At 50.9% G+C, this 24,359-nt stretch carries 25 protein-coding genes; 9 read left to right on the top strand and 16 right to left on the bottom strand.

What is annotated here, in order from left to right; all coding sequences use genetic code 11:
• The first annotated feature begins 256 nt into the window (after nt 1–256).
• Complete coding sequence (locus tag AC3WT9_RS22420; RefSeq protein ID WP_341380148.1) at nt 257–1,465, top strand: MerR family transcriptional regulator; 1,209 nt, start codon at nt 257–259, stop codon at nt 1,463–1,465.
• Nucleotides 1,466–1,503: 38 nt separating this feature from the next.
• Nucleotides 1,504–2,466, top strand: coding sequence for a GDP-mannose pyrophosphatase NudK (gene nudK / locus AC3WT9_RS22415; RefSeq protein ID WP_341097196.1), 963 nt, complete (start codon nt 1,504–1,506; stop codon nt 2,464–2,466).
• 301 nt (nt 2,467–2,767) lie between these two features.
• On the opposite strand, the gene AC3WT9_RS22410 is transcribed toward nudK, so the two are convergent.
• Entirely contained in the window at nt 2,768–3,526 is a 759-nt protein-coding gene (locus AC3WT9_RS22410; RefSeq protein WP_341380150.1) for a MerR family transcriptional regulator, read from the bottom strand.
• Nucleotides 3,527–3,751: 225 nt separating this feature from the next.
• Here AC3WT9_RS22410 and AC3WT9_RS22405 point away from each other — a divergent pair, with 225 nt between their 5' ends.
• Both AC3WT9_RS22405 and AC3WT9_RS22400 read left to right on the top strand, forming a co-directional pair.
• Nucleotides 3,752–4,609 carry an alpha/beta fold hydrolase gene (locus AC3WT9_RS22405; RefSeq protein WP_341380151.1) on the top strand — a complete coding sequence of 286 codons (858 nt, stop codon included), beginning with the start codon at nt 3,752–3,754 and terminating at the stop codon, nt 4,607–4,609.
• 101 nt (nt 4,610–4,710) lie between these two features.
• Nucleotides 4,711–5,607 (top strand): diacylglycerol/lipid kinase family protein, encoded by an 897-nt coding sequence (locus tag AC3WT9_RS22400; protein ID WP_341380152.1) that lies wholly within the window; start codon nt 4,711–4,713, stop codon nt 5,605–5,607.
• A 34-nt stretch (nt 5,608–5,641) separates the two neighbouring features.
• Here AC3WT9_RS22400 and AC3WT9_RS22395 read toward each other — a convergent pair whose 3' ends face one another.
• On the bottom strand, nt 5,642–6,184 hold the full coding sequence (locus tag AC3WT9_RS22395; protein ID WP_341097202.1) for a hypothetical protein: 543 nt from the start codon (nt 6,182–6,184) through the stop codon (nt 5,642–5,644).
• Between the two features lie 96 nt (nt 6,185–6,280).
• Here AC3WT9_RS22395 and AC3WT9_RS22390 point away from each other — a divergent pair, with 96 nt between their 5' ends.
• Complete coding sequence (locus AC3WT9_RS22390; RefSeq protein WP_341097818.1) at nt 6,281–7,195, top strand: phosphatidate cytidylyltransferase; 915 nt, start codon at nt 6,281–6,283, stop codon at nt 7,193–7,195.
• Between the two features lie 68 nt (nt 7,196–7,263).
• Here AC3WT9_RS22390 and AC3WT9_RS22385 read toward each other — a convergent pair whose 3' ends face one another.
• The 3 genes from AC3WT9_RS22385 to AC3WT9_RS22375 are packed head-to-tail and all read right to left on the bottom strand — an operon-like array spanning nt 7,264 to nt 10,862.
• The gene (locus tag AC3WT9_RS22385) at nt 7,264–9,420 is read right to left on the bottom strand and encodes a carbohydrate-binding domain-containing protein (RefSeq protein ID WP_341380154.1); all 2,157 of its coding nucleotides are present in this window, start codon (nt 9,418–9,420) and stop codon (nt 7,264–7,266) included.
• Between the two features lie 22 nt (nt 9,421–9,442).
• On the bottom strand, nt 9,443–10,126 hold the full coding sequence (locus AC3WT9_RS22380) for a DUF4956 domain-containing protein (RefSeq protein WP_341097204.1): 684 nt from the start codon (nt 10,124–10,126) through the stop codon (nt 9,443–9,445).
• The gene (locus AC3WT9_RS22375) at nt 10,119–10,862 is read right to left on the bottom strand and encodes a polyphosphate polymerase domain-containing protein (RefSeq protein WP_341097205.1); all 744 of its coding nucleotides are present in this window, start codon (nt 10,860–10,862) and stop codon (nt 10,119–10,121) included. Before AC3WT9_RS22375 ends, AC3WT9_RS22380 begins: the two co-directional genes overlap by 8 nt.
• Nucleotides 10,863–11,114: 252 nt before the next feature.
• On the opposite strand from AC3WT9_RS22375, the gene AC3WT9_RS22370 reads away from it, so the two are divergent.
• The 3 genes from AC3WT9_RS22370 to tlp all read left to right on the top strand — a co-directional run bounded on the left by AC3WT9_RS22370 (nt 11,115) and on the right by tlp (nt 13,448).
• A complete protein-coding gene (locus tag AC3WT9_RS22370; RefSeq protein WP_076113538.1) occupies nt 11,115–11,792 on the top strand; it encodes a response regulator transcription factor in 678 nt (225 codons plus the stop codon).
• Entirely contained in the window at nt 11,792–13,084 is a 1,293-nt protein-coding gene (locus AC3WT9_RS22365; RefSeq protein WP_341097207.1) for a sensor histidine kinase, read from the top strand. Before AC3WT9_RS22370 ends, AC3WT9_RS22365 begins: the two co-directional genes overlap by 1 nt.
• A 139-nt stretch (nt 13,085–13,223) precedes the next feature.
• On the top strand, nt 13,224–13,448 hold the full coding sequence (gene tlp / locus AC3WT9_RS22360) for a small acid-soluble spore protein Tlp (protein ID WP_341097209.1): 225 nt from the start codon (nt 13,224–13,226) through the stop codon (nt 13,446–13,448).
• 66 nt (nt 13,449–13,514) lie between these two features.
• On the opposite strand, the gene AC3WT9_RS22355 is transcribed toward tlp, so the two are convergent.
• On the bottom strand, nt 13,515–13,886 hold the full coding sequence (locus AC3WT9_RS22355) for a RidA family protein (protein ID WP_341097210.1): 372 nt from the start codon (nt 13,884–13,886) through the stop codon (nt 13,515–13,517).
• 659 nt (nt 13,887–14,545) lie between these two features.
• On the bottom strand, nt 14,546–14,980 hold the full coding sequence (locus tag AC3WT9_RS22350; RefSeq protein WP_341097212.1) for an Lrp/AsnC family transcriptional regulator: 435 nt from the start codon (nt 14,978–14,980) through the stop codon (nt 14,546–14,548).
• A 158-nt stretch (nt 14,981–15,138) separates the two neighbouring features.
• On the opposite strand from AC3WT9_RS22350, the gene AC3WT9_RS22345 reads away from it, so the two are divergent.
• Nucleotides 15,139–15,594: a VOC family protein gene (locus AC3WT9_RS22345; protein WP_341097215.1), complete on the top strand. Its 456-nt coding sequence runs from the start codon at nt 15,139–15,141 to the stop codon at nt 15,592–15,594.
• 5 nt (nt 15,595–15,599) lie between these two features.
• On the opposite strand, the gene AC3WT9_RS22340 is transcribed toward AC3WT9_RS22345, so the two are convergent.
• The 9 genes from AC3WT9_RS22340 to AC3WT9_RS22300 all read right to left on the bottom strand — a co-directional run bounded on the left by AC3WT9_RS22340 (nt 15,600) and on the right by AC3WT9_RS22300 (nt 24,177).
• On the bottom strand, nt 15,600–16,259 hold the full coding sequence (locus AC3WT9_RS22340; RefSeq protein WP_076113545.1) for a response regulator transcription factor: 660 nt from the start codon (nt 16,257–16,259) through the stop codon (nt 15,600–15,602).
• Nucleotides 16,237–18,612, bottom strand: coding sequence for a sensor histidine kinase (locus AC3WT9_RS22335; RefSeq protein WP_341380158.1), 2,376 nt, complete (start codon nt 18,610–18,612; stop codon nt 16,237–16,239). The genes AC3WT9_RS22340 and AC3WT9_RS22335 overlap by 23 nt, the downstream gene beginning before the upstream one ends.
• 26 nt (nt 18,613–18,638) lie before the next feature.
• Entirely contained in the window at nt 18,639–18,812 is a 174-nt protein-coding gene (gene comX / locus AC3WT9_RS22330) for a competence pheromone ComX (protein WP_341097219.1), read from the bottom strand.
• A 178-nt stretch (nt 18,813–18,990) separates the two neighbouring features.
• Nucleotides 18,991–19,908 (bottom strand): polyprenyl synthetase family protein, encoded by a 918-nt coding sequence (locus AC3WT9_RS22325; RefSeq protein WP_341097221.1) that lies wholly within the window; start codon nt 19,906–19,908, stop codon nt 18,991–18,993.
• 251 nt (nt 19,909–20,159) lie between these two features.
• On the bottom strand, nt 20,160–20,360 hold the full coding sequence (locus tag AC3WT9_RS22320) for a DUF4177 domain-containing protein (protein ID WP_341380159.1): 201 nt from the start codon (nt 20,358–20,360) through the stop codon (nt 20,160–20,162).
• Nucleotides 20,361–21,098: a nitroreductase family protein gene (locus AC3WT9_RS22315; RefSeq protein ID WP_341380161.1), complete on the bottom strand. Its 738-nt coding sequence runs from the start codon at nt 21,096–21,098 to the stop codon at nt 20,361–20,363.
• Between the two features lie 95 nt (nt 21,099–21,193).
• Nucleotides 21,194–22,033, bottom strand: a complete 840-nt coding sequence (locus AC3WT9_RS22310; protein ID WP_341097227.1) for an SDR family NAD(P)-dependent oxidoreductase — start codon at nt 22,031–22,033, stop codon at nt 21,194–21,196.
• A gap of 15 nt (nt 22,034–22,048) precedes the next feature.
• Nucleotides 22,049–23,284, bottom strand: a complete 1,236-nt coding sequence (locus tag AC3WT9_RS22305) for an ABC transporter permease (protein ID WP_341380163.1) — start codon at nt 23,282–23,284, stop codon at nt 22,049–22,051.
• A complete protein-coding gene (locus AC3WT9_RS22300) occupies nt 23,281–24,177 on the bottom strand; it encodes an ABC transporter ATP-binding protein (RefSeq protein WP_341097232.1) in 897 nt (298 codons plus the stop codon). Before AC3WT9_RS22300 ends, AC3WT9_RS22305 begins: the two co-directional genes overlap by 4 nt.
• Between the last annotated feature and the right edge of the window lie 182 nt (nt 24,178–24,359).

Raw genomic sequence — 24,359 nt, 5'->3', positions numbered from 1 at the left:
GTTCACCATAACGCGAGCTGAAACACAACGCGCCTACGTATCACCAAGTTTTATCTACACCCTTTTTTAGATTGCATAATATGTACAAACAAAGGTGCCTTTACAGGAGCTTTACAGCAGCTAAATCAAGACTGTGGGTGGCACCGTTCCAGCCATTCATTCCGAATGAATTTTTCTCTTGCAGGTGACGTTGCGTCACCCGTTATACTTGAAGTAATGATTGTTATTCTGCCGCAAAGTTGAGGTGATGGACAGGATGCACAAAGGCTTAACCACCGGACAAATCTCCCGGATAACCGGGGTGACCGTCAGGGCGCTGCGGTATTATGACCGGATCGGGCTGCTGAAGCCCACCCAATTCGAAGGAGACACCCGCCTGTATAACGAGGAGGATATCGCCAGACTCCAGAAGCTCTCGGTGCTTAAATTTATTGGGCTTTCCCTGGAAGAAATGAGCACCGTGATGGAGATCGGCAGCGGGAGTGATCTGCGCAGCGCTCTGCAGCTCCAGAAGCAGCTTATCCGTCAGAAAATAGATCATATGGAGAGTGTAGTCCAGGCCATCGACGCCTCCATGGACTATATGGAGCAACAAGAGCAGGCAGCGGACTGGGAAGAGCTGGCCCGGATCATCCACATGATCCGCACGGAAAGGGATTGGGGCCGGCAGTATCAGAATGCCGCCCGGCTGCAGGCGCGAACCCGGTTGTATGATGAGTTCAGTACGAACCCGCAAGGGTGGCACAGCTGGTTCTTTGAATACATGCTGGAGGCAACGCAGGAACTGCTTTCATCCTCTACCCTTCCTTTGCGGGTGCTGGATATCGGCTGCGGCGATGCGGCTCTTTGGGTTCGGAACCGGGAGCGGATTCCGCCCCGCTTGGAGATCACGCTTGCTGATGCCTCCCCGGGGATGCTGGAAGCTGCGCGCAGCGCACTTGGGGCGGCGGCTGGAGGATTTCAGTTCCGCCAGGCCGATGTTATGGCCATGCCTTTTGCGGATAACGAATTTCAGATCGTGATTGCCAATCACATGTTATACCATGTGGAGCAATTGACGCCGGCATTCGCGGAAATTTCCAGAGTGCTTAGCCCCCGGGGAAGCTTCTTCGCCTCCACGATGAGCAGCCGGCACTTGCGGGAGATAGAAGAACTCGCCCGCGAATTCGATCCAGCCCTCCGGGTACTGGATGACACACTGGAACAATTCAACCTGGATAATGGCGCAGAGCTATTGCAGCCCTGGTTCCCGGCTGCACGGGTTGAACGTTATCCAGATTCTCTTGTTGTGACGGAAACCGGTCCGCTGATCAGCTATATGACCTCTACGCCCATGAATGCGGGCAAGGTGCTGAAGGGTGAGACGCTGGAACAATTTATAGATTTTGTAGAGCGTAAGATGGCGGACCAGGGAAGCCTGGCCTTTGCCAAGGATATGGGCGTGTTTACATGCCGTAAACTATGACGGAGCGGCTGGATACAACTAAAAAGGAGGCTTCACCTATGAACCCTAACGTGCGAATCAAGCAAATTGACCTGTTATCAGACAACTGGTATACACTGAAGAAATACACCCTGGATTACCGGAGCAGCGACGGGACCTGGGAAGAGCAGCAGCGCGAGGCTTATGACCGCGGTAACGGCGCGGCCATTCTGCTCTACAACCGCAAGAAGCAGACGGTTGTCCTGACCCGGCAATTCCGTCTGCCCACCTATATTAACGGCAATACATCCGGCATGCTGATTGAAGCCTGTGCCGGACTGCTGGATCAGGACAGCCCGGAAGAATGCATCCAGCGCGAAGCCGAGGAGGAAACCGGCTACCGCCTGTCGGAGGTGCACGGCATCGGCGGAGTGTATATGTCGCCGGGCTCGGTAACGGAGATGCTGCATTTATTCGTCGCGGAATATTCCGACGAGATGAAGACGGGGCGGGGCGGCGGACTGGATGAGGAACAGGAGAACATCGAAGTGCTGGAGCTTCCTTTTACCAAAGCAATGGAGCTGGTGGAGAGCGGTGAAATCCGGGACGCCAAGACCATTCTTTTGCTGCAGCATGCGAAGCTTCACCGGCTGCTCGAACCGGAGGAGCCGAAACCTCTGCACATCCTCATTGCCGGTCCTTACCGCTCGGGAACCGGAGACGATCCGGCATTAATTGCAGCTAATATGCAAGCCATGAATGAAGCTGCCTTGCTGGTGTACAGGCTCGGCCATCTGCCGGTGCTGGGCGAGTGGTATGCATTGCCGCTGATGGAGGCGGCAGGCTCAACAGCCATCGGCGACAAGGTGTTCAATGAAATGTTCCACCCTTCCTCCGTGCGGCTGCTCGGTCATTGCGATGCCGTCCTGCGGATTGGCGGGCCTTCCCAAGGCGCCGATGAAATGGTGCGGATCGCCAAGGAGAGCGGGAAAAGAATCCTGTATGGGTTAGAGGATGCGAACACTTCCTTATGCCATATGTAAGGAGCTGTCCACCTAAGGCCATAGGGAACAACTCCCTGCTCCCCTGTCTACAGTTTTCTGGCGAACTCATTTAGTTTCTCGGACATTCCTTGAATCTCATCCATAAACGCGGATGCTGCTCGGAGGACCAGGAAGGAACGGCCCGGCCGGTGAAGTTCGAATGGGTGCCAGATCCTGAATTTCCGCCGCACCGTTTATGCTGATTCCCATCAGAGACACAGCAGGGAAATATATATCTGTGCCCTCCACAACAAAGAAGCGTCAAAGACACCTGTGGTGTTTCGGCGCTTCTATCTATTCCTTAATGTTCTTTATTATAAGGTTGCCTGTTCAGCGTGAGCGACGCCTCGCTCCCGTCCATGAACCCGGCCTCTATACATAACTCCACCAATTGATGAACACCGTTATACTGCTGGCGGTTGCGCCGGTCAATCTTAACCAGTGCCTCTACCGTAACTTCCTTCACCTTCTCCACACTGTTCTGCTCCAGGGCTTGCACAAGCTCTTTCATCTTATCCAAATAATACACCGTGGTTCTAAGCGTTCGAATCAGCATGATTTGCCTTGCGTGTACCGGAGTGTACAGGCGGTAACCATTCTCCTGATTTCTCTCCGGGGACAGCAGCCCTTCCTTCTCCCAGTGCCGGATGGCGGAGGTCTGCACATTCGTGATAGCCGCCACTTCTCCGATGCTCATCTTATGCTTCATTCCTTTGCCCGTAACCGGATGGAGTCCGGGGTCCTGCAGCAAGGCGAGCGTTCTGCCGGCGGTGACTTTCTCTTCCTGCAAACGGGCCTGCTCGGCGCTTACCAGCCATAAGGCAGTGTCCAGCTCCCCTTTCTGAATATGGCGAAGCACCTCATAGGTCAGCGGGTAGCCAAAGCCGGGAAGCATGGACCGAAGACAACGGAAATACGCCATATGCAGCCCGGTGTACAACCGGTAGCCGTTCGGAGCCCGTTCCGGTGGCGGAACCACGCCCCAAGCCTCGTAATGTCTTAATGCACTGGTGCTGATACCAAGCGACTTGGCAATTTCAGCGGGTTTGTATATAACCATCTGCCGTTCACCTCTTTGCATACCTGATGATTGTAACAGTAGCAAAACTCCCCCGTGATGGCAAACCTTCAATCATAACCTTAAAGTGCTTTGACAGCCTTCGGGAATAATACAACCTCTGGGGACAAGGGGCCTTCCGCTAATGCTTCTCTCTTGCATCAATGTTGTATATTGGTTGGTGTAATAGATTAAGCAGTAACTAATAGCTGAAATGGAGGGCTGATCATGCTTACAGCAAAATTACATGATGGAAGTGAAATTGAGGTCGTAATTACGGGTGAAGGACCGAACCTGCTGCTGCCGGTTAATCCGTATCCTGTTATAGGTCCCCAGGCAGCGGAAATGCTCAAATGGGGGGCCGATCCGGCACTGGGACGTTCACTGATCGACGCGCTCAGCGGTAAATACCGGGTCATTGCCTTTGACTATGAAGGGCATGTCCAGAGCAAGCCGAAGCCGGATACGCTGACACCCGCCAACATTGCCAAGGACTTTCTGTCTATTGCCGATGCTGCACAAGCGCCGCAATTCGCCTATTACGGCTACTCTTGGCTGGCGCTTAGCGGACTGCAGCTGACTCTTCGCACAGACCGCATCACCGCGCTTGTCATGGGAGGATTCCCTCCCATCGGCGGACCCTACAAGGAGATGCTCCGGGTAACGATGGCTGCGCATGAGCTGTCTCAAGCCTCACATCAGCATCCGGCCCCTTCGCCGGACAGCCAGCGCGAAACCTGGGACGACTTCGACTGGTCCACGGTGGAAGTCACCCTGACCGAAGCCCAGACGCGGCAGTTCGTCACGTTGTATGGTGCACTACAGTCATTCGATGACCGTGCCGCGCAAACCGTGCTCAGCTGTTCCCGGATGTGCTTTGCCGGTGCTGCCGATACTATTGATTATGATCAACGCTGGGGAGGTGTGAGGGTCGACATCGCCGGACCTTTTCTCCGGCAGCGTGAAGTGCTCGAAGCGCTGGGCTGGAAGATCTCGGTGCTGCCAGAGCTCGACCATACCGGGGCCATGCAGGCGTCACACGTCCTTCCTATCCTGATTCCCTGGCTGGATTCCAAGCTGCTGTAGCCATGCGGAAATAAATGATTTGAGCGCAGGATCAAAGCCGGTATTTTCGGGTAAAGGTATGCAACGAATCCTATATCAGCAGGACAGAAAGGATGTTGTGCATGCAGCAGGCTATGATCATCATTAATCCCTCCGCCGGCAAGGAGGATGCGCTTGAATATATTAGTCAGGCAGAAGAAATTCTACAGAATAACGGATACATGGTTACGGTCAATGAGACGGTAAAAGAAGGCGACGCCACCCGCTTCTGCATTACTGCATGCCAGGAAGGTTATGAGCTGGTTGTTTCCATCGGCGGCGACGGCACGCTCCATGAAGTCATTAACGGGCTGATTGATCAGGAGCACCGCCCGCGGCTGGGTATAGTTCCGCTTGGAACGATCAATGATTTTGCCCGCGCCTTGCAGGTTCCCCTGGATCCCGGACAGGCCATCGCTGCACTCACCTCCTCCAGGATTCAACCAGTCGATGCCGGCCGCCTAAATGACCGGTTATTCGGAAACGTCGTCGCCGCCGGTTCACTCGCCGAAACGCTGTCAGGCGTATCGTCAGATGACAAATCGAGGCTGGGAGCCTTTGCCTATTTCAAGGAAGGCTTCAAAGAGCTTGCCGGAAGCAGCAACCCGGCTCATTCCTTGACCATCCAGTATGATGGCGGGATATGGGAAGGCGAATCTCCACTATTCGTCGCCGCTCTTACCAACTCCGTAGGCGGATTCGAAAAGCTGGCGCCGGGTGCTCAAGTTGACGATGGCCTGCTTCACTGCTTTATCATCAAAGACCTCAATATCTTCAATACGCTTACAGTCAGCATCTCCTTGCTGCTGGGCAACCTGAAGGATCATAAGGATGTCATTTATTTCACGGCCAGCCATGTCACCCTAAGCTCACCCGCCCCCGTCCGGACCAATGTGGATGGCGAAGAGGGCCCGGCTCTGCCGATCCGGTTAAGCACCCTTCCCCGTTATGTTCAGGTAATCGTTCCTGAAGAAGAGTAGCGGGCACTCCCAGGGGAATGCCCTATCCCCCTCCTCATACTTCAGGCTTATACTGGTTTAATTTCCCTTCGTAAATCAACTGCAGCCGGTCGCTCTGCCGAAAATCATCGGGCGTAACGAGCGCTGGCAGCTTGTTCCATAGCTTGATGCCGGAACGGTCCAGAACTTCCGCAACAAATTGCGAGCAAAAGTAGGAGTTGCTGAATTCGACCGGCTCCTTCAGTGCGATACCGATAACACCGAGGATGTTATATAGATACTTCTGCTGGCTGCGGATAAAGATGTGCAGCACACGTTTCATTTTCTCCACCTCGCGGTCCGTGACCTGAAGCTCGTAGATGACGCATGTTGTATTCGGATATTTGCTGAATGTGCCTGTCTGAATATCCTCCTTCACAAATCCGCCATTCAGAGGATTGCTTGGATGCTTTCTCCCGAAGCTGTACATTTCCGAAAGCCCGCGGTCAAAAGCGATCGAGGCGTGATTATACGGCGCTTTCGTGTAGCCTTGAATGAGCTTCGTAAACAACGTGCCGGTATTCGTAAGCAGGATAAAGACCGATTGATTACCTGTCATTTACAAAATTTCCCCTTATCAAGTTTGGAAGTTTCCTTCATAATAACATATGATTCCTTTAATGGAATCCTACCCTGCGACAAGTTGGTGATAGCTATAGACCGCTCCTTATTAACATTAGTGCTTATTTTCGCTGCCCTTTCGGCCATCCATTTAATTTATGTTGTAGTGAGCAGACTCCAGAAGAACAAGGACTATACCGGCATCGGCTTCCGCATCAAAACCTGGTGGGGCATGCTCCTTATCTTCTGCCTGGCCACCTTGTTCAATCCGGTCGTCTCGCTGCTGTCGCTGATGGCGCTCACTTTCTTCGCCCTAAAGGAATATTTCTCGATGATCCGGACCCGAAAAGCCGACCGCCGGCTGTTCCTCTGGGCATACCTGGCGATTCCTTTGCAGTTCTATTGGATTTATATTGAGTGGTACGGGATGTTTATCGTCTTCATTCCCGTGTATGTATTTCTGCTCCTGCCGCTCCCGCGGCTGATCAACAAAGGCACGCTCGGCTTTCTGCGCAGCGTCAGCTCCACCCAATGGGGACTTATGCTGATGGTGTTCGGGCTTAGCCATCTGGCCTACTTTCAATTTGCCACTCCGGAATACGGAGCCGGACTCGTCCTGTTCCTGGTCGTATTAACCCAGCTCAATGATGTCATACATTATCTGGCCTCGATCTATTTCGGCAAACACAAGGTGGTTCCGACCGCCAACCCCAACCTGACCTGGGAAGGGTTCATCTGCGCATTTGTGGTAACAACAGGGGTATCCTATCTGATCTATCCCTACCTTACGCCGCTTAACCCGGCCTTCGGATTTTTGTCCGGCATGCTGATCAGTCTCAGCGGTTACTTCGGCAGCTTAACGGTTTCGGTGCTGAAACGGGATTTGCTGATCGGAGATGATGACAAGTTCGATGCGCTCAAAAAAAGCTATTTAAGCCGGGTCGACAGCCTGACTTACACCTCGCCGGTCTTCTTCCATGTCATCCGTTATTTCTTCGATTTCATGTAGGAGAAACAGCAAGCAGCACGCCTCCGCTGGCCGGAGACGTGCTGCTTGCTGCATTATACTACCGTCTTTTACTGCTGAACTTCGCCCTCAGCTCCGGTCGGTGGAGTACCCCCGCCGCCAAATCCGCCTTCAGGTCTCGTTCCGCCGCCGCCTCGGCCACCACCCATGCCGCCGCCCATACCGCTCGTGGCAGTGGTTACTCCGGATTCATTCAACCAGGTTACGCTGCTGGAGATGTCGAAGGATACCCCTTCGGTACCGCCGCTATAAGCGCCGCCAGTGTACAGGCCATCTACTGCCGTACCTGTCGAGCTTCCGCCAGTGAAGAGAGTGTACGACCCGCCTTCTTTAAGATCCGGCGAGCTGACGACTACTGATCTGTAGCTCTTCGATGGAGCAAACGTAGCGATCGTATTGCCGTCGCTGTCCTGCAGATGAACCAGTTGTCCAGCCTCCTGGGAATCCGTGAACGTCATGGCGATCGAGTATTGGCTGGATGCATCACTTGGAGCCTGAAGCATCCCCGCACTTCCCGCTACTACCAGATAACCGCCGGTGATCTCGAAGGTTCCGTCATAGTCCAAAGCGCCATTGCCATCAGCAATTGGACCATTGGTGATCACAGTACCGCCTGTCATCACGACCGATCCGTTCGAATCCAAACCGTCCCCTGCAGCATCAACGGTTAATGTGCCTCCGCTAATCGTGAGCAGGTTGTTGCCGGAGCTGGTGAACTGATCCTGTCTCTGTGTTCCTTCCGCAGAATTATCGTCATTGCCTCCGGCAACATTCACACCGTCATCGGACGCAGTCACATCAATCTCACCGCCTGCAATGGTGATATTCGCACCTTCAATTCCTTCATAGCTCTTTGTAATATTAACGGTTCCACCCGACAGGCTTGTCAGGCTGTCCGCATGAATACCGTCATCTCCTGCGGCAATCTGGAGTTCTCCATCTGCGATGGAGACATTGCTGTTGCTGTGCACCGCATCATCGGCGGAATCAATCGTGAAGCTTCCGCCGTTCACCGTAAGATCTCCCCCGGCTTTCAGCCCTTTAGCGCTCGTGGATTCGGTTTCTGTTACAGTTGCCGTATCAGCGGATGCCGCTGTCGTGTCACTCGTTGCAGTCGTTGCGGTCGTCGCAGCGGTTGCGGCAGGTTCGGCTGCCGTATCTGCCGGTGCCTGGCCCGAACCCGTACCGGCTGCGGGAGCCTGAGTACCTCTCATACCCCGGCCGCCGCCCATTCCCATACCTCCTCCTTGGTCGCCCGTCTTCACTTCGGCGTTAGCATTGCCGCCGCCCGTCAGAAGGTTAAATGTCCCTCCATCAGCAACCAGCGTTGTCTCGGCCTGGATTCCGTCATTGCCGGCCACAATATCAAACGTTCCGGCCGTAATGGCAATGAATCCTTTGTCGGCATCCTCATCGTTGGTCGATTTGATCCCGTCTCCCTCGGCATTGATAGTCATTGTGCCGTCTTGAATGGCGATCAGATCTTTGCCGACAATCCCGTCATCGGCTGCCTGCACTTCTATCGTGCCCGACACAATCTTCAGGTCATCCTTACTGGTGATTCCGTCCTTGTAGCTGGCGGTAACCGACAGCTTGCCTGTTCCGTTAATCGTCAGGTCTGCCTTGCTGAAGATAGCCGCACTTGGCTCATCGGTAGTGTCATCAGCCAAGATATAGGTGGTGCCGTCGGTAATCTTGTTGTCCGTCCCTTCCTGCAGGGTCATAATGACCTTGCCTGCTTCCTTAATGTAGACCGGTGCGCTGCTGCTGTTATGAAGCGTAGCGCCGTTCAGCACGAGATGAACACTTCCTTTATCCTGAACATCAATAATGATCTGTCCTTCATTCAGCGTTCCGCTGACAACATAAGTACCTGCCGCTGTAATGGTTACTACTCCCCCGGAGGCTGCTGCGCCGGAACCGCTAACGGCTGCGCCCGTTCCATTCAACGCTATCGTGGTGGAGCTGTCCGCGCTCCATGCTATAGCGGTATCTTCTTCGTCAAAGGTAACCAGATCCGCTGCCTTGACACTTGCCAGCTGTACACTGGAAGCCGTTGTGCTCTGTGCGGATGCCGTTGTTACGGCTGCTGATGTTGCAGGGGTTGAGGCCGATTGTGTTGCGGAACTGGCTGCGCCGCAAGCCGACATTACAGCAGCGAGCAACAGCACCAGTCCTACTTTACTTCCCATGATAAATTTATTCATATCAATCAATCCCTTCATTCTTTTAGTATTCTGTGAGAGTCGGGCTCATCGTCAGTGACAGATCCAGGTTGCCGTTGCGGCAGCGGATCGCATCCAGCAGTTCCTTCTGGCTCGTGTGCTCATCAATCGTCACGGCGTAGACCAGTTCATATAAGCTGCCAAGCTCAGTGGTGCGGATCTTTTTCAGTTCATAAGCGACATTGAATTTGGCAAAAACCTCTGCGAAAGCTTCCTCGTAACCCAGGTTCTCGGGAATGGTCACTTTCAGCGTTTTTTGCATTGTTGTTCTAACACCAAAACCTGTGCGGTTCAGGATAAACATAATAATGCAGAGAATAATGGTAAATAGTGCAGCATAACCGAATGCGCCTACGCCGCAGGCAAGGCCGGAGGCCATGGTGAACAGGACAAAGGTGATATCCTTAGGATCACCCGGCGCGCTTCGGAAGCGGATGATCGAGAACGCCCCGGCCAAGCTGAAGGCTCTGGCGACATTGCTGCCGATCAGCAGGATGATGATAGCCACAATAACCGGCAGCAGCACCATCGTGAGCGTGAAGCTTTGCGAATATCCCGCCGGGCTTGTTTTCATATAGGTCAGACTAATAATCGCGCCTAGGGCGATAGCGGTCAGGATGGTTAGAATGGCGTTTGTGAACGTTAATTCTGTACTCGTCAGAGCCGCCGAAAAGAGGTTATCAAGCATACAGGACACTCTCACTTTCTGTTTTACTGTTTCTCAGCATTTTTTTATATTCATTGCCGTATTTGGAGAAGCCCGTGCGGTACATTTGGTGTTCGGAGAGCATTTTAGAGAGCCAGACCGGGATCGTTTTTTCCGCCTTCACTTCCATCAGCCATTGGCCCGGTTCCATCAGCGGTTCGCCGTGAGTGCCATGCTCCATCTTGAGATCGTACCGCCGGCTGCGGATATTCGTATCAAACGTGATGCGGAGATCGCGGTTATTTTTGCAGAACATCGCTTTGCGGTCATAGGACAGATACACCATAGGCTGCAGATCATATCGTGTCAGGAAGTATTTGATTTCCTCAATAACCTGCTTGTTCATGTAATCCTTGTATTCCGGCTCAACTCCTGTGCGGACAAAATCATATGCCTCGTGCAGTGTCAGCGAGGTTCTTCTTTTGTTGACCAGGCCGAACACCTTTTTCTTAATCTCCAGATACACCTTCGTCTCTCCACTTGGTATCCCGTAAGCTCTTAACCTAAGCTTTTCCTTGTATTTTGGCTTGGCCAGGCTGTTGCGGATCAGCGTATGGTGTGCCGTGTCATAATACAGATTGGTGATGGAGTAATATTCATGCTGCTTGTTGTAATCGTCAGGCTCCATATATTGAAGCAATTCATTGTAAAGGTGGTGGTAGGCTTCATTGTCGAACAAATACTTGTTCTCATACCGGTTGAAAACTTCGATCGCCATGGGGTTCAGATCCTTTCTTATTCGAATATTTCGTGTGTCCCGCTTGCTTATGAATGTATCTTAGTCCCCAAACCTTTAGCGAAGCTTAAATGGTTTTACACAGGTTTGATTTATTTACACAGGCTTAACAAGAGGGAATATAGCGGCGTTTGCTATATATGAAGAGAGAGCTTCCATTAAGGTTCGCTAAAGGTAATCTTGTTATAATGGCGTAAGCAGCAAGCACATAATAAGCAGAGGATGTTTAACCCTATGAGAATATTAATAGTAGAAGACGAGGTGCATCTGGCGGAGGCCGTCACGCAAATCTTGAAGAAACATAATTATTCGGTAGACGCCGTGCATGACGGCAGATCGGGACTTGATTACGCGTTAAGCGGGATCTATGATTTGCTGCTGCTCGACATCATGATGCCGGAGATGGATGGAATCAGCGTGCTGAGGGCGCTCCGGAATAAGGAAGTGGCTACACCTGTCATTTTTCTGACCGCCAAAGGCGAAATTACGGATATGGTAACTGGGCTCGATTATGGGGCTGATGACTATATTGCCAAGCCTTTTTCATCAGAGGAATTGCTGGCCCGGATACGGGCGGTACTGCGGCGTAAAGGCGAGGTTCTGCCGGATGATGCGCTGAAGTTCGGGGATTTGGAGCTGAATACGACCAATCTGCGGCTTACGGTGAACGGCAAGGAAATGAAGCTGAACCTCAAGGAAAGCGAGCTGCTGGAGCTGCTGATCATACGGAAACAATCCGTAACCTCCAAAGAGCAGATTATTGAGAAGCTGTGGGGATTCGATTCCGAGGCGGAGCATAACAATGTGGAGGTCTATATCTCTTTTCTGCGCAAAAAGCTCACGTTCCTGGGTTCGGCCATACGCATCAGCACTATCCGGAACGTCGGTTATGTATTAGAGGTGAATACCTGATGTTCAAAAAGCTTAGAAACCGGTTCCTGATCGTCAATCTGGTCACTATCTCCGTGATGATGCTTGCCGCCTTCGCCGCCATCTACATCATTTCCTACCTGGATGTGCAGGCTAAGAATGAAATGGAACTGCACCGGAGTGTAGAGTTGTACCAGAAACGGAAGGGCAACAATTCTGACGGGCCGCGGGATAACGGCACTGTCACCGGAATGCCGCTGCCGGATGGCGGGGACATGGGCAGCATGGGCGGCGGAAATCCCCCGCCGGAACGATCCGTGTCCTTCATGATTGAAACGGATGATCAGTGGAACCAAACAGGGACGCCAAAATCACAATTCACCATGGAAGACGAGTTCTATCAGCAGGCGCTGCAGGAAGCGGTATCCGCAGGCAAAAATACCGGGCGCTTCACCCTCGACGGCAGCGACTGGACCTTTGAGATACAGCCAACCACTGCCGGGCATATGCTGGTCTTCCTCGACATCACCGCCCGGCAGGAGATTCTGACCAATCTCAACTATACCTTTACTATCGTAGGCGTGGTCATGCTGATTATTCTCTATTTCACCAGCCGGTATTTTGCCAACCGCTCCATCCAGCCGGTCAAAGAAGCCTTTGATAAACAGAAACAGTTCATCGCCGATGCCTCCCATGAGCTGAAGACACCGCTCGCCATCATTAGTACCAATACCGATGTGCTGCTCTCCAATGGGGAGGACACGATTGACCAGCAGTCGAAGTGGCTGCACTATATCAAGTCGGAGACAGAGCGGATGGCCAAGCTGACGAATGACTTGCTCTATTTAACGGAGATAGATGATTCGCGGACGGGCATGATCCATACCCCTTTTGATATCAGCGAAGCGGTCGAGAATATCATTCTGACGATGGAAGCTGTAATCTTCGAGAAGAACGTTGCTCTGGAGTATGATATTGAGCCTCATCTGACCGTTCAGGGCAACAGTGAGCAGATCAAGCAGGTGGTCATGATTCTACTGGACAACGCTGTGAAATATACCGGCCCGAAAGGTGAGGTGAGCCTATCCTTGCGCAAACAGCATAACGATGTGGTGCTGGCCGTTACCAATACCGGAGAGGGCATCGCCCCGGAGCATCTCCCGCGGATCTTCGACCGGTTCTACCGCACCGATGCTTCCCGGGCACGTAAGCAAGGCGGGTACGGGCTTGGCCTGGCCATTGCCAAATCCATTGTCGAGCAGCAGCATAAGGGCAAAATTTACGCCCGGAGTGTGATGGGAGAATCCACTACATTTTATGTCCAGCTGTCTTGAGAAGAAACATAGACTACGATTATCCCTTTATGTCGGTGGTCCGACTTTTTTGCTTCCCATGCATGAAATTATCCGATAAAGGTCAACCTACTGGTTAGCGTTCCTTTGGGGCGCGTTAATAACAGGAGGCGATCAACCTATGGCAAAACCGGATAACCGGGCAGACAATGTTGAGCATTTACAACAAAGCATTCAGCATACAGAGCGGAATTTGAGGGAAGCGGAAGACTACCTTAACGAATTTTCCTCAGAGATCAGCAGCGAGGAACGCAGCCAGATCGAAGCCAAAAATGAACGGCGCAAGGAAAGCATCCGGGGCTTCCGCGCGGAAGTTAAGGACGAGGCAGCTCATTCCCAGGAGTAGTTGACGGCAAACGGCGGCCCACCCGGTTTACCCGGGCTGGACCGCCGTTTGTATGTCGATATTTTACTATTTGCGGGGTTTATAGGCCACTGCGTCTATCTGCACCTTGAGTCCATCCGGACCCCCCACATGGGCAAACTCGGTGGAAATGGTTTTTCTGGCCGGATATTTACCTTTGAACCTGCGTTTGAACACCTCTTCCATGACCGGAATATCCCACACATCCCTAAGCAGGATATCCACCTTTACGACAGCATCCAGCTGCAAATTCACCTGCTGCAATCTCTGGCTCATATCATTCAGCGCTCCTTCAACCTGCTCCCCTGACGATCCGCCCACATTGCCGACACAGAAGCTGAGAAAGATAAAATCCCCCGCTTCAACAATTCCCGAATAAGCATACTCTTCATTTACATCAAGTCTAACGATTTCGCTCATCTAATTACCATCTCCCTATACAAGATACACCGATTATATAGGGTGATATCGGACAACAGAATGTCGCAGATCTCAATTATATAGTTTGAACTTAAGATCTTTCTGGTTTGGGTTATTGTCGTAACTGCGGAGACTGTTTGGACTTCCGGCCGCTGTTTGCGGTTGAAATCTACAGACAAAGGCGGACGCTATCGCTCCGTAAGTTCCAAACTTCCCCTCCGACACCTCCACCCTTTTTAAATTTCAAGTTCAATCTGTAAGAAAGGCGTTTCACCACTAGGCAGTTTTTTCGGTAGAGGCTTACGTCTCGGTGTTTCAAAGACTTCGCTCTTTTTCCGAAGGCGTGTGTGTGCATGCGGAAAGTGTATTTCTGGCTCTGAGCACGAACGGACCGAGTTGCAACTATTTGGGGCTTTTAGCCTGTTACAGGAGGAAAACGGACTCCAGCGCAGTTATTTCTCCCTGCTGGCCGTTTTTAGATAGAATGCAGAGCAAATAAGGTCGCCTGGGTCCGCCAAAGAGAATAAACAGGTGTTTTACTCTCCATAGCGCCTCCTGAGTCCGTTACGAGTACACGAACCCGCTGCGGGTTTTTAGGGACCCTACTTTCAATACTAAATCCCTGCTTCCCCAGAGCTCTTCCAGTTTGAAGACATGCTCTAGAGCAGAATCCGGTTTTCCAAAATATTTTTCAGGCTGATATGCGACTTGGAGGGTCCAAGCTTCATCAGGGAGTCCTGGAATTCCGCCAGTTCGCCAATGGATGCCGTCTGCACTTTGATAAGGTAGTTGTATTCTCCGCTGATGCGGAACAAGTCCGTCACCTCCCAGGCTTGTTCGCAGAAATCAACGAGCTCCTGGCAATATTCTGTTTTGAGCAGGATGAACGTAGTCGTGCCCCGGTTCAGCTTATTTAAATTAAACGCCGCAGTATACCCGGAAATGATGTTCCGCTCTTCCAGCTTGATGATCCTCTCCTTTACGGAGGGTTGGGACATAGAAATTTCTTTACTGATCTGGGACACAGGCATCCGTGCGTTACGCTGCAGCAACTGCATAATCTGTTTATCAGTTTCATCCATTGGATACTCCATATAGGCACCTCCTGAGCAAGTTTTAATATAATAATGCTTTCCAGCTGAAAAACCTTATAATAAATAATCATTTTACTATAAAACCCTTATTATTCGTATGTAATTCAATGTTTCTTTCCCCTATAATTAATTGCATCTTAGTTAGGGGGAGATTAGATGTGAGTATTAAAGGCCTTGCCCATGTGGCAATCCAAGCGAAGGATTATCAGGCAACACTTGCTTTTTATACAGAAGTGTTAGAGTTCAAGGTGGCGCATCATTGGAGTCTGCCTGCTTTCAAGATCAACGAGGCTTGCATGCTGCTCTCACCGGATCAAAGAACCTGCATTGAGCTTTTTGACGATGAAGCGGTGATTGCGGCTCAAGGAAAAAAAGCGAAGCGCGAAGAGGATGTTGCTCACGGTGCGCTGCTGCATCTGGCCTTCTATGTCGGCAATGCCCGGGAAACATATCAAAAAGCCCTTGCTCATGGAGCAAAGGCCTGTATAGAGCCCGACCAATTGTCGCTCGGTGAACCCGCGCTCATTGTGCGAAATGCGCTCGTTCACAGCCCGAACGGGGAGATCATCGAATTCATTGAAGAGGTGGATTGGACTCGTTCCACTGAGGGATGATCTCCTTACATAAAATCATTGAAATTGATCAGCTTCAGCCGCCGGGCTTCCACTACCGCCTCGGCGCGGGAACGGACGCCCAGCTTCTCAAAGATACGCGTCAGGTTATATTCTACCGTCCGCTGGCTCATCAGCATCTTGGAAGCGATATCCTTGTTGCTGTTCCCGTTGGACACTTCCTGCAGTATCTCCTGCTCCCGTTCGTTAATGGATACCTCCTCCAGCATCTTCTCTTCCTTGGACTCATTGAGACGGATATCCCTGCGCCGCAGCTGCCTCAGCAGGGAGACCGGAATGATTGCCTCATCCCGGAGAACGCAGCGGATCGCGTTAAGGAGCTGCTCGCGGGTAACTGTCTTGCTCACGAAGCCAGATACGCCGGAGTCAATCAGCAAGTTGAAGTTCGGGCTGATCTCATACCCTGTATAGATTAACACCCGGCTCTCGGGCTGGACGCTCATCATCCGCTTGGTCAGCTCAAGACCGCTGATTACCGGCATATTCAGATCAAACAGCATGACATCGAAGCTCTCCGACTTGACCAGCTCCAGTGCCTCCATCGCTGAGAGAATCACCGTGACTTTCATCTCCGGGTCCTGCTCAATCATATTTTTGGTTCCTTCACCCACGGAAGGATGGTCATCAACCAGCAAGATTTTTATCATCTAAATCGTCCCCACCCTCTCTTGTCATATTTGCTGACTCCAGCGGCAGTGTGATGCAGACCTCAAGTCCTTCACCGACTACCGATTGGAAGAAGATTTCGCCCTCCAGACTGCGCACTCTCTCCTTAATGCCTGACAGACCCATGTGCTGGTAGGAATCATTCAATTCGCCGAGTTCCATCCCAACCCCGTTATCTTTATACATCAGCCGGATCGACTCCCGTTGCTCAAGTCCAATCTCAACCACTGTAGCTTTGGCATGCTTATTGGCGTTGCGCAGCAGTTCCTGAACGATGCGGAACAGCGCCAATGTCTGTTCATCACTTAATTCTGTTATATGATCCGTTACCTGGAAATTGATCACATAATTTGAACGGATCTGAGCCTGCTCGAACAATTGCCCGAGCGCTTCGACAATGCCCATTTCCTTAAGCAGCGGCGGTCTCATCTCATTGCAGGTCTCGCGAATCTGGTGGATAACATCCAGCAGGCCTTCCCGTACAGTCTCAAGCTCGTGATAGATATCCTCCGGCATCTGATGGTCGAGCATGACCGTTTCCAGCTTGCGGTACCAGATCAGCTGGTCCTGCAGCGCCGAATCATGCAGGTCGGCAGCCAGCCGGCGCCGTTCCGTCTCCGAGAGATTAAAGATCAGACGCATCACCCACGGTGAAGCTCCCTTTTGCTTCTGAAATTCCTGTTCAAGATCTTCAATCAAGTTTTCGATCAGATATAGATTCTCATACACGATGGCACTGTAATTAGCCAAGGTTTTCAGCCAGCTCAATTCATCCAGATTATATTTGGTACGATTCTCCTTATCCGCCAGCCAGAGGACGTGAAAGGTAGAGCCTTTCTGCCCCATAACAACGCATAATCCTGAAGGAACGGCCATAGTCTCCCCAACGGCCAGTTTATGAGCAGCATCCCGCAGGGCAGAAATTACAGAGATAGGCACTGAACCGGAGTCTGACTTTGAGCTTCCCCGGGGACCCAGTTCTCGGTTTACCTCCAGAAAGGCCACTTTCTTGACCAGTAATATAGAGAGTACTTCCTGCTCCAGCAACCGCTCCAGGTCGGCCCGCTTCATCACCCGCGAAATACGGGTAGAGAACCGGTCCAGGCTTCCCTGGAAGCTGTACAGGTTCTTGTTAAAACTTGGCCTGAACCGAAAATCGGCATACTCCTTGCTGAATAACAGAATCGTAACAATAAAATACACCATCAGAAATAACTGTACCCATCGAACCCACGTATAATTGTGCTGCTGGGTAATCAGAATCCCGAAGGTGGTTATTAGCGAAGTTGGGATAAACGCAATAATAATATGGTATAGAAAACGGCTCAGAACAAAGTCAATATCAAACAGCTGTCTTGTAGTGAACATATACAAGTACACTACGGGAATTGCCAATAGAAAAATTGAGGCCACCTGCGGAGTAAGCAGAGTTATACCAAATAAGCTAGGCACGCCAAATAACAGGATAAACGGCATAAATCCAAGCAAATGACCCAGCAAGGTCAGCTTAAATAAATTTCGCAGTGAATCCCGGCGGTGTACCACAAATTTCTGAATCAATTTATAAATAGTGTAGAGATTTGTTAAGATAAAGAGAGGTAAAATGGGTGATACTTCTATAAAGAAAGGCAAGTAGTAACCCGTTAATATTGTGATAACCCGCACGGTGACAACCGCACCCGCAATACAATAGATACCGATAAACCAGTTTCTAGGAACCAGAGGCTCCTGATACTGTATCAAATACCGGTTGAGAAACTGCAGGAAAAATACCGGGACTAGGACGAAGGTGGCAGTGAAGATTATGTTGCCTAGAATATCGGCTCGCCCCGAAGAAGCCGCGCTGAAGTAGGCAAAACCCGTCGATAAGAAAAACAGGATCAGATATATAGCCGCCTTGTCTTTTTTCTTGCGCTTGTAAACAAACAGTGAGAATCCGGCGAATAACAGCACGGAGGATAACGGCAAAATAAATTCCAGCAGCAGGTTCTCAGATCCAATTCCCTTCGCTACAACAAGTGTGATTCTCTCCTGACCGCCATCAGGCTGATTCCGGTTCAAAGTGATGGTGGAAGCCCCTTCTATTACATCAAATCTCTTAATAGACTGAACTGAAGAGGCGGATCTTCCATCAATTTCTTCTATAATATCGCCCGGAAGAATCTTTCCATATCCCCAGTAACCGACAGGTGTATCTGCCGCCACGTAACGTCCCTGGCCATCCTTTTCGATATCAGTCCCAATCATTCTATGCTGCAATATGCTCTGGGATAGGTAGACGGCAAGGATAATCACAATGACTGAGAAAGCGGTAACGTTCATTCTTCTCGACAATCCGGTTTCCTCCAAATAAAGCTAGATTAAGTCCAATACATTGCCATGCGGGGTTCAGTTTTGCCCTCTTTGCTGCCCAGCACGTCAATAAATGCTCTATGTTCAGTTTCACTCATTCCCGCCAATTGAAGTTGTCCAGTCTGTACACGAGTCCACGCACTTGGATCTGCCATCAACTTTTGAACCATTTCCTTCAACATTTAACATTCCCCCAATCGGTTTATAAGAGATCTTCCTCTTGAATTCAATATATCAGGTGTTGTCCCAACTGGAAACGACAACCATACTAGTACTTTCCGCAAATGTAATTGCGGTGTGATTGCGGGCTTTTGCGGTGATTTGTGGCGGTTTGTAGCGGGCTTTACGGTACCCTCTGACTCAGTCTGCCATCGCAAGCATCTGTTCCTGCCAGACGGGGGCAAGCCCAAGCTTGCCTACTAAATCCAGATAATTATAATAGTGGGTTCTCATTCGGATAGAAGAATACAGGAACGTTCCCGATTGCTCGATAATGCGCTCAATCTCTTCTTTGCGGTGTGCCACCTCCTCCAATTCCAGGCGTGCCTCAAAATAATCAGTGATCCAGCCCTCTCCCTCCGGGATGGACTGAAGCAGATACAGTGTCGGCAGTGTTTTTTTGCGGTTCCAGAAATCATTTTTGTTGTCCCAGTTCAGCAGGTCACGGATATCATTTTTCATTTGAGCTGCTATTCCGAGCTCCTCCGCATACTTCCTTACCTCTTCATGGATTTCGCCGGTTGCCAGCAGTGTTCCAATCATACAGGCGGCCACAAGCAGACCGGCAGATTTCTGCCTTACCATCTCTATGTATTCCTCTTCGCTCTCAATATCGTTCAGCAGATCTGTTGTTTGGCCATTAATGGCAGAGAGCACCTGCTCATTCATCAGCCGCGCGGCACCGCTTGCCCGCTCCTCCGGGAAATCGCTGGTCAACAGCATCTGCTGGGAAAGCGTCAACAGCCCAAGGGCAATATTCAGGGCGATTTCCGGACTCATCCGGCTCCATACCGTTTCTTTGTTATCCTTGTCCTGCAGATCATCAATGATATCCAGACTCAGGATCATCAGCTCCACAGCGGCGGCGGTCCGGTAAATCGCCTTACCGCTTCCGCCAAACGCCCGGTAATGAAGCACTGTCATTCTACTGAACAGCAGTGATTCCCGCAGTTTTTCTTCCACACAGGCTGTTCCTTGCTCCAATAAATGCGGCACGGTAAAAAACGACCGCAAACCCGCTCTGATTTCCAGCTCTATCATTTCTGCACAGCCATCCATCCTCAGAAGCCCCCAATCAATTTCGGTCTCCTAAACGCATCATGGGGTACGTCAAAGTTGCCACGCGTCAAGCAGATTCCTCTAATAGAAGGGTATTCTATATTCTCTTAGTATTTCCTTCTTCTGAGTGGTATAACATGGGGTATTCTTGTCAAAACCGCCCTGCTTCCACTGTCGCACAATAAGGACCCGGCCATTATGCGGCCGAGCCCGTACACCGGGTTACCGGTTCAGGAATATGCCTCAAAGCTTCAGTGATAGTCAGTGATCGAACGTTCAAAAATCAATTCCAAAAAGGCGGAAGTTCCAAATCCATAGGTATTCGGGGCGAAAATTTGAAACAGTTTCCACCCCTCACGGGCATGCTCATGAATAAGTTCGTGATAATCCTCCTCAGGCTTGCTTTGCAGGATTCCCTTTAAATCGACTTTGACAAATTTGTATTGGTACATCTATTTCACCTCCTCCAGAATCAGACAGGAAAGCACCACTTCAGAATGCCCGTCTATTTCTAGCAGCTCCTGAACGGCCCGGTCATAAAAAGTGGCAACAGGCTGGAATTTCCATCCGAATTTATGGGTGCACTGTGATAAACGCTCCGTTAACCGCCCGCCTTCCAGCAAGCTGAGCCGGTACCCCCGTTCTCCGAACAACTTCATGGAGCTTTGGATTTTGGCCGTTACAAATACGGCTGCCTCCGCCGTTCCCTGGATCAGATCGGAATGGAACAGCCGGTTCCAAACGCCGGGGTCTGTCTCCTTCACTCGCTGAACGACCATTTCTGCCGGATTGCAGTAGAACAGCTCATGCCTGCCGGATACCGGACTTCTCGAAAAGATATACAGCCCCGGACCGTTCAGCTTGGCCCCGCCCAGCTCTCTTAAAGGTTCATAATCCAGAAACGGTCTGGACTGGACCTGAAGCTCCTGCAGATGGACAAGCAATTTCATCATGAACGGATGCTCTGCCAGCTCGCTCTTCTGCAGTCCGAAGGAAGGAGAAGAGAAATAACGTTTTGCGGGCTTCACCTCAACATTCCTCTGGGCAAACAGTTGATTCAGCATTTTCATCCGCGAACGGGTCAGCACCTCAAGCTGCGGATTCACATTGGAATTGGAATGATACTTCAGCGCCAGCCGCTCTTCCTCAAGTTCATGCTCCGACCGCCAATCCATAGATTTAACCTGCATACTTAACACATCCTCGTAATAGATTTGGTCCTGGAGTCTGATTGAAAAGGATGGAGGAGAGATCAGGCGCTGAGAGCGTCCAGGATAACCACAGGTTAAACTACAGTCCAACCGCCATCGACCACCAGATTATGCCCGGTGATCATGCTTGCGGAATCTGTGGCGAGAAACAGTACCGAATTCGCAATATCCTCCGGTACCGCAAACTTGCGGAGCGGAATACGCGGCAGGTTCGTACGCCGGAACTGAGGATCATCCATCTCCTGCTCATTGGACTCGGTAATGACAAAGGTTGGGGACACCGCATTGACTCTAATCCCGTGTTTTGCCCATTCAGCAGCCAGGGACCGTGTTAGATGAATCAGTCCTGCCTTGCTAACGCTGTAGGGCGCATGGTTCTCACTGCCTACTACACCGTCATGGGAAGCTATCATAATGATGGAGCCCCGCTTATGGCGGACCATCGTCTTCGCGACCTCTCTGGTCAGGAAGAACGTACCCTTGAGATTAATATCTACGACGAAATCCCATTGCTCCTCGCTCAGACTCAGCGCAGGCGACAGCAGGTTCACGCCTGCATTGTTGATCAGAATATCGATGCTCTCCACCTGTTCTTCGATAGAACGTATACACCGCTTGATGTCCTCCACGCTGCGCAGGTCAAGGGGCTTGCACAGCACCTCAACACCGTATAGGCGCTGTAGCCGTTCAGCCTCATTCTCGGCATTCTCCAGAAATTCAGGCAGCTCCGTGAGCACTATAGAAGCGCCGGACTCTGCAAAATGCTCAGCGATTTCCGCCCCTATCCCGCTTCCGGCGCCGGTCACCATTGCCCATTGTCCAAGCAGCTTTTTGCCCTCCACGGCACGGATCGGGCGCTCTTTCCACTGTGCCTTGCCCGGTTTAAGCTTCTCCGTTTTCATTGCATTTCCCATATTCTCATCCCCCCTCTATAAGGCCTTTATAGCTTTGTAGAGCAGTTTAGGATTCAGCTTCTGTCCATACAGGAGGACACCCACCTGATAAATCTTCGCCGACAGCCAGCAAGCAGCCAGGGTAGATACGAACAGGATCAGCGTCGGAATTACAATCTCCAAGGCTGTCAGATCTGAGGCACCAATTCTTGCGAACATAACGAACGGGGTAAAGAAAGGAATGTATGAGCCTATCACTGCCAGTGTGCCGTCAGGGTTCAGCATAGCTAACATAGCAACAATGAGTCCTGCCATAAGCAAAATCGAGATAGGCAGCGTCACCTGGTTGATTTCCTCGCTGCGGCTAACCATCGATCCAGTTGCCGCGAACAAGGCAGCAAAGAAGAAATAACCGAGAATGAAAAAGAGAGTTAACAGCATAATTGTGGTTCCGCCCAGAATGGAGAAATCCACCGGCATGCCGAACAGCTCCAGCACCCCTCCCGTACCCGACATCGTCAGGATGAGGTAAACCGCGCCAACAATAATGGCAAATTGCAGAATGCCTGCCAAGCCGACGCCAAACACCTTGCCGAAAAGAAGCTGCACCGGCTTAACCTTCGTAATCAGGATCTCCTTGACCCGCGAGCCCTTCTCTACGGATACAGATACCGCTACATTGCTTCCGAACATGTAGATTAGAAGATACAGCATGAACGTCATCATATAGACCGGCCAATACGTGGCAGTTAAAGATTTGCTTCCGGCCTCCATCTCCTGTATTTGCATCTGAACTGCTGAGGTCAGCTGCTTCTGCTGCTCCTGTCCCAGGCCCAGCTTGTGAATTTGAAATATCGTATACTGATTCTGAACGTAGCTGTTCAGTTCACGGATATAAGGAGCATCATCCGCCTTGTTTACGGTTAAGGAAAGAACCGGCTGGCTGCCTTGATTCTCAATCTGAACAATCCCAAGAAGTGATTTCTTCTCCTCCAGACGCTTCAGCTCCCCGGCCCTTTCATTCTCGGTGATCATCCGCCACTCATAGGAGGGTGATACGTTCTCCTTGAAACTATCTGCGTTCGGGATGGCTCCTGTCCTATCCAGCACATCAATTTCGCCCTTCGCGGAATTCCCGTCATCCTGAGTTAATTTTGGAACCAGTACAAGTGCAGCCACAACCACGATCATAATCAGTGTTAAATAGGTAAAGGCTTTGGAACGCAAGCGTTCCTTGAAGGAGTAAGCAAATACCAGACCAAAATTCCTCATGACACTTCACCTACCTTTTCCACAAATATCTCATGCAGTGTTGGCTCTTTAATCTCAAATTTCAGCAGCCGGATGCCCATCTGGGTTAAGCGCAGCAATAGCTCATTGGCCTCATCCTCATCCCGCACCTTCATCTGCCATTCCTTTGCATCCGCGGTAAGCGGCTGAAGATGTGTTGCCACCAGATGCCGGCTGAGATCCTCGTCGCTGCGCAGCAGCACGTTGCAGCGCTCATAAGAGCGTTTAATGTCTGCTATGCTGCCCGATACTATCATTCTTCCGTGCCTAAGAATGCATATATCCTCGCAGAACTGTTCTACATGCCCCATCTGATGGGTGGAGAAAATCATGGTCTTTCCCAGGGACAACTGCTCCTTCACAATCATCGCAAGCATATCCGAGTTAATGGGGTCGAGGCCGCTGAATGGCTCATCGAGAATGATCAGCTCAGGGTTATGCAGCAGGGCAGAGATAATCTGCACCTTCTGCTGGTTCCCTTTGGACAGCTGTTCTACGCGCTTATGCTCATGCTCTGCGACTCCGAGCCGCTCCAGCCAATGCTTCATGGCCTTTATAGCCGCCTGCCGTGACATGCCCTCCAGTCTGGCGAAATAAACCAGCTGTTCACTAACCTTTTCCTTAGGATAGAGGCCCCGTTCCTCCGGCAAATATCCAATGCTAGGACGGTTACCGAGAATCGGTATTCCTTCCCACAGAATGTCTCCCGCATCATAATCCACTAATCCGAGGATGGAACGGATGGTCGTTGTTTTACCTGCCCCGTTTCCTCCCAGAAGTCCAAAAGCCTTGCCGGTAGGGGCATCAATGGTAATATCGTGAATGACCCGGTTGTTCCCATATTGCTTCATTAATCCATTAATCTGTAGTCCCATGCTGTTTCCTCCATTACATCAATTAAATTCGGGTTAAATGGCAGAGCAGAACATATCCGATTCCCGGCAGGCCCGTCTCTATATACTTGTTAGTCCATGTATGTATAACTAAGAAACTGTTATTTTCGGATTTATGAAAGCCTACAGCCATAGGGCTGTAGGCTTGTGAGGTGGCAAGCTAC

The sequence above is a fragment of the Paenibacillus sp. EB106-06-01-XG199 genome (assembly GCF_058791575.1).
The sequence above is the reverse complement of the archived record's forward strand: the minus strand, read 5'-3'. Positions and strand labels throughout refer to the sequence as shown.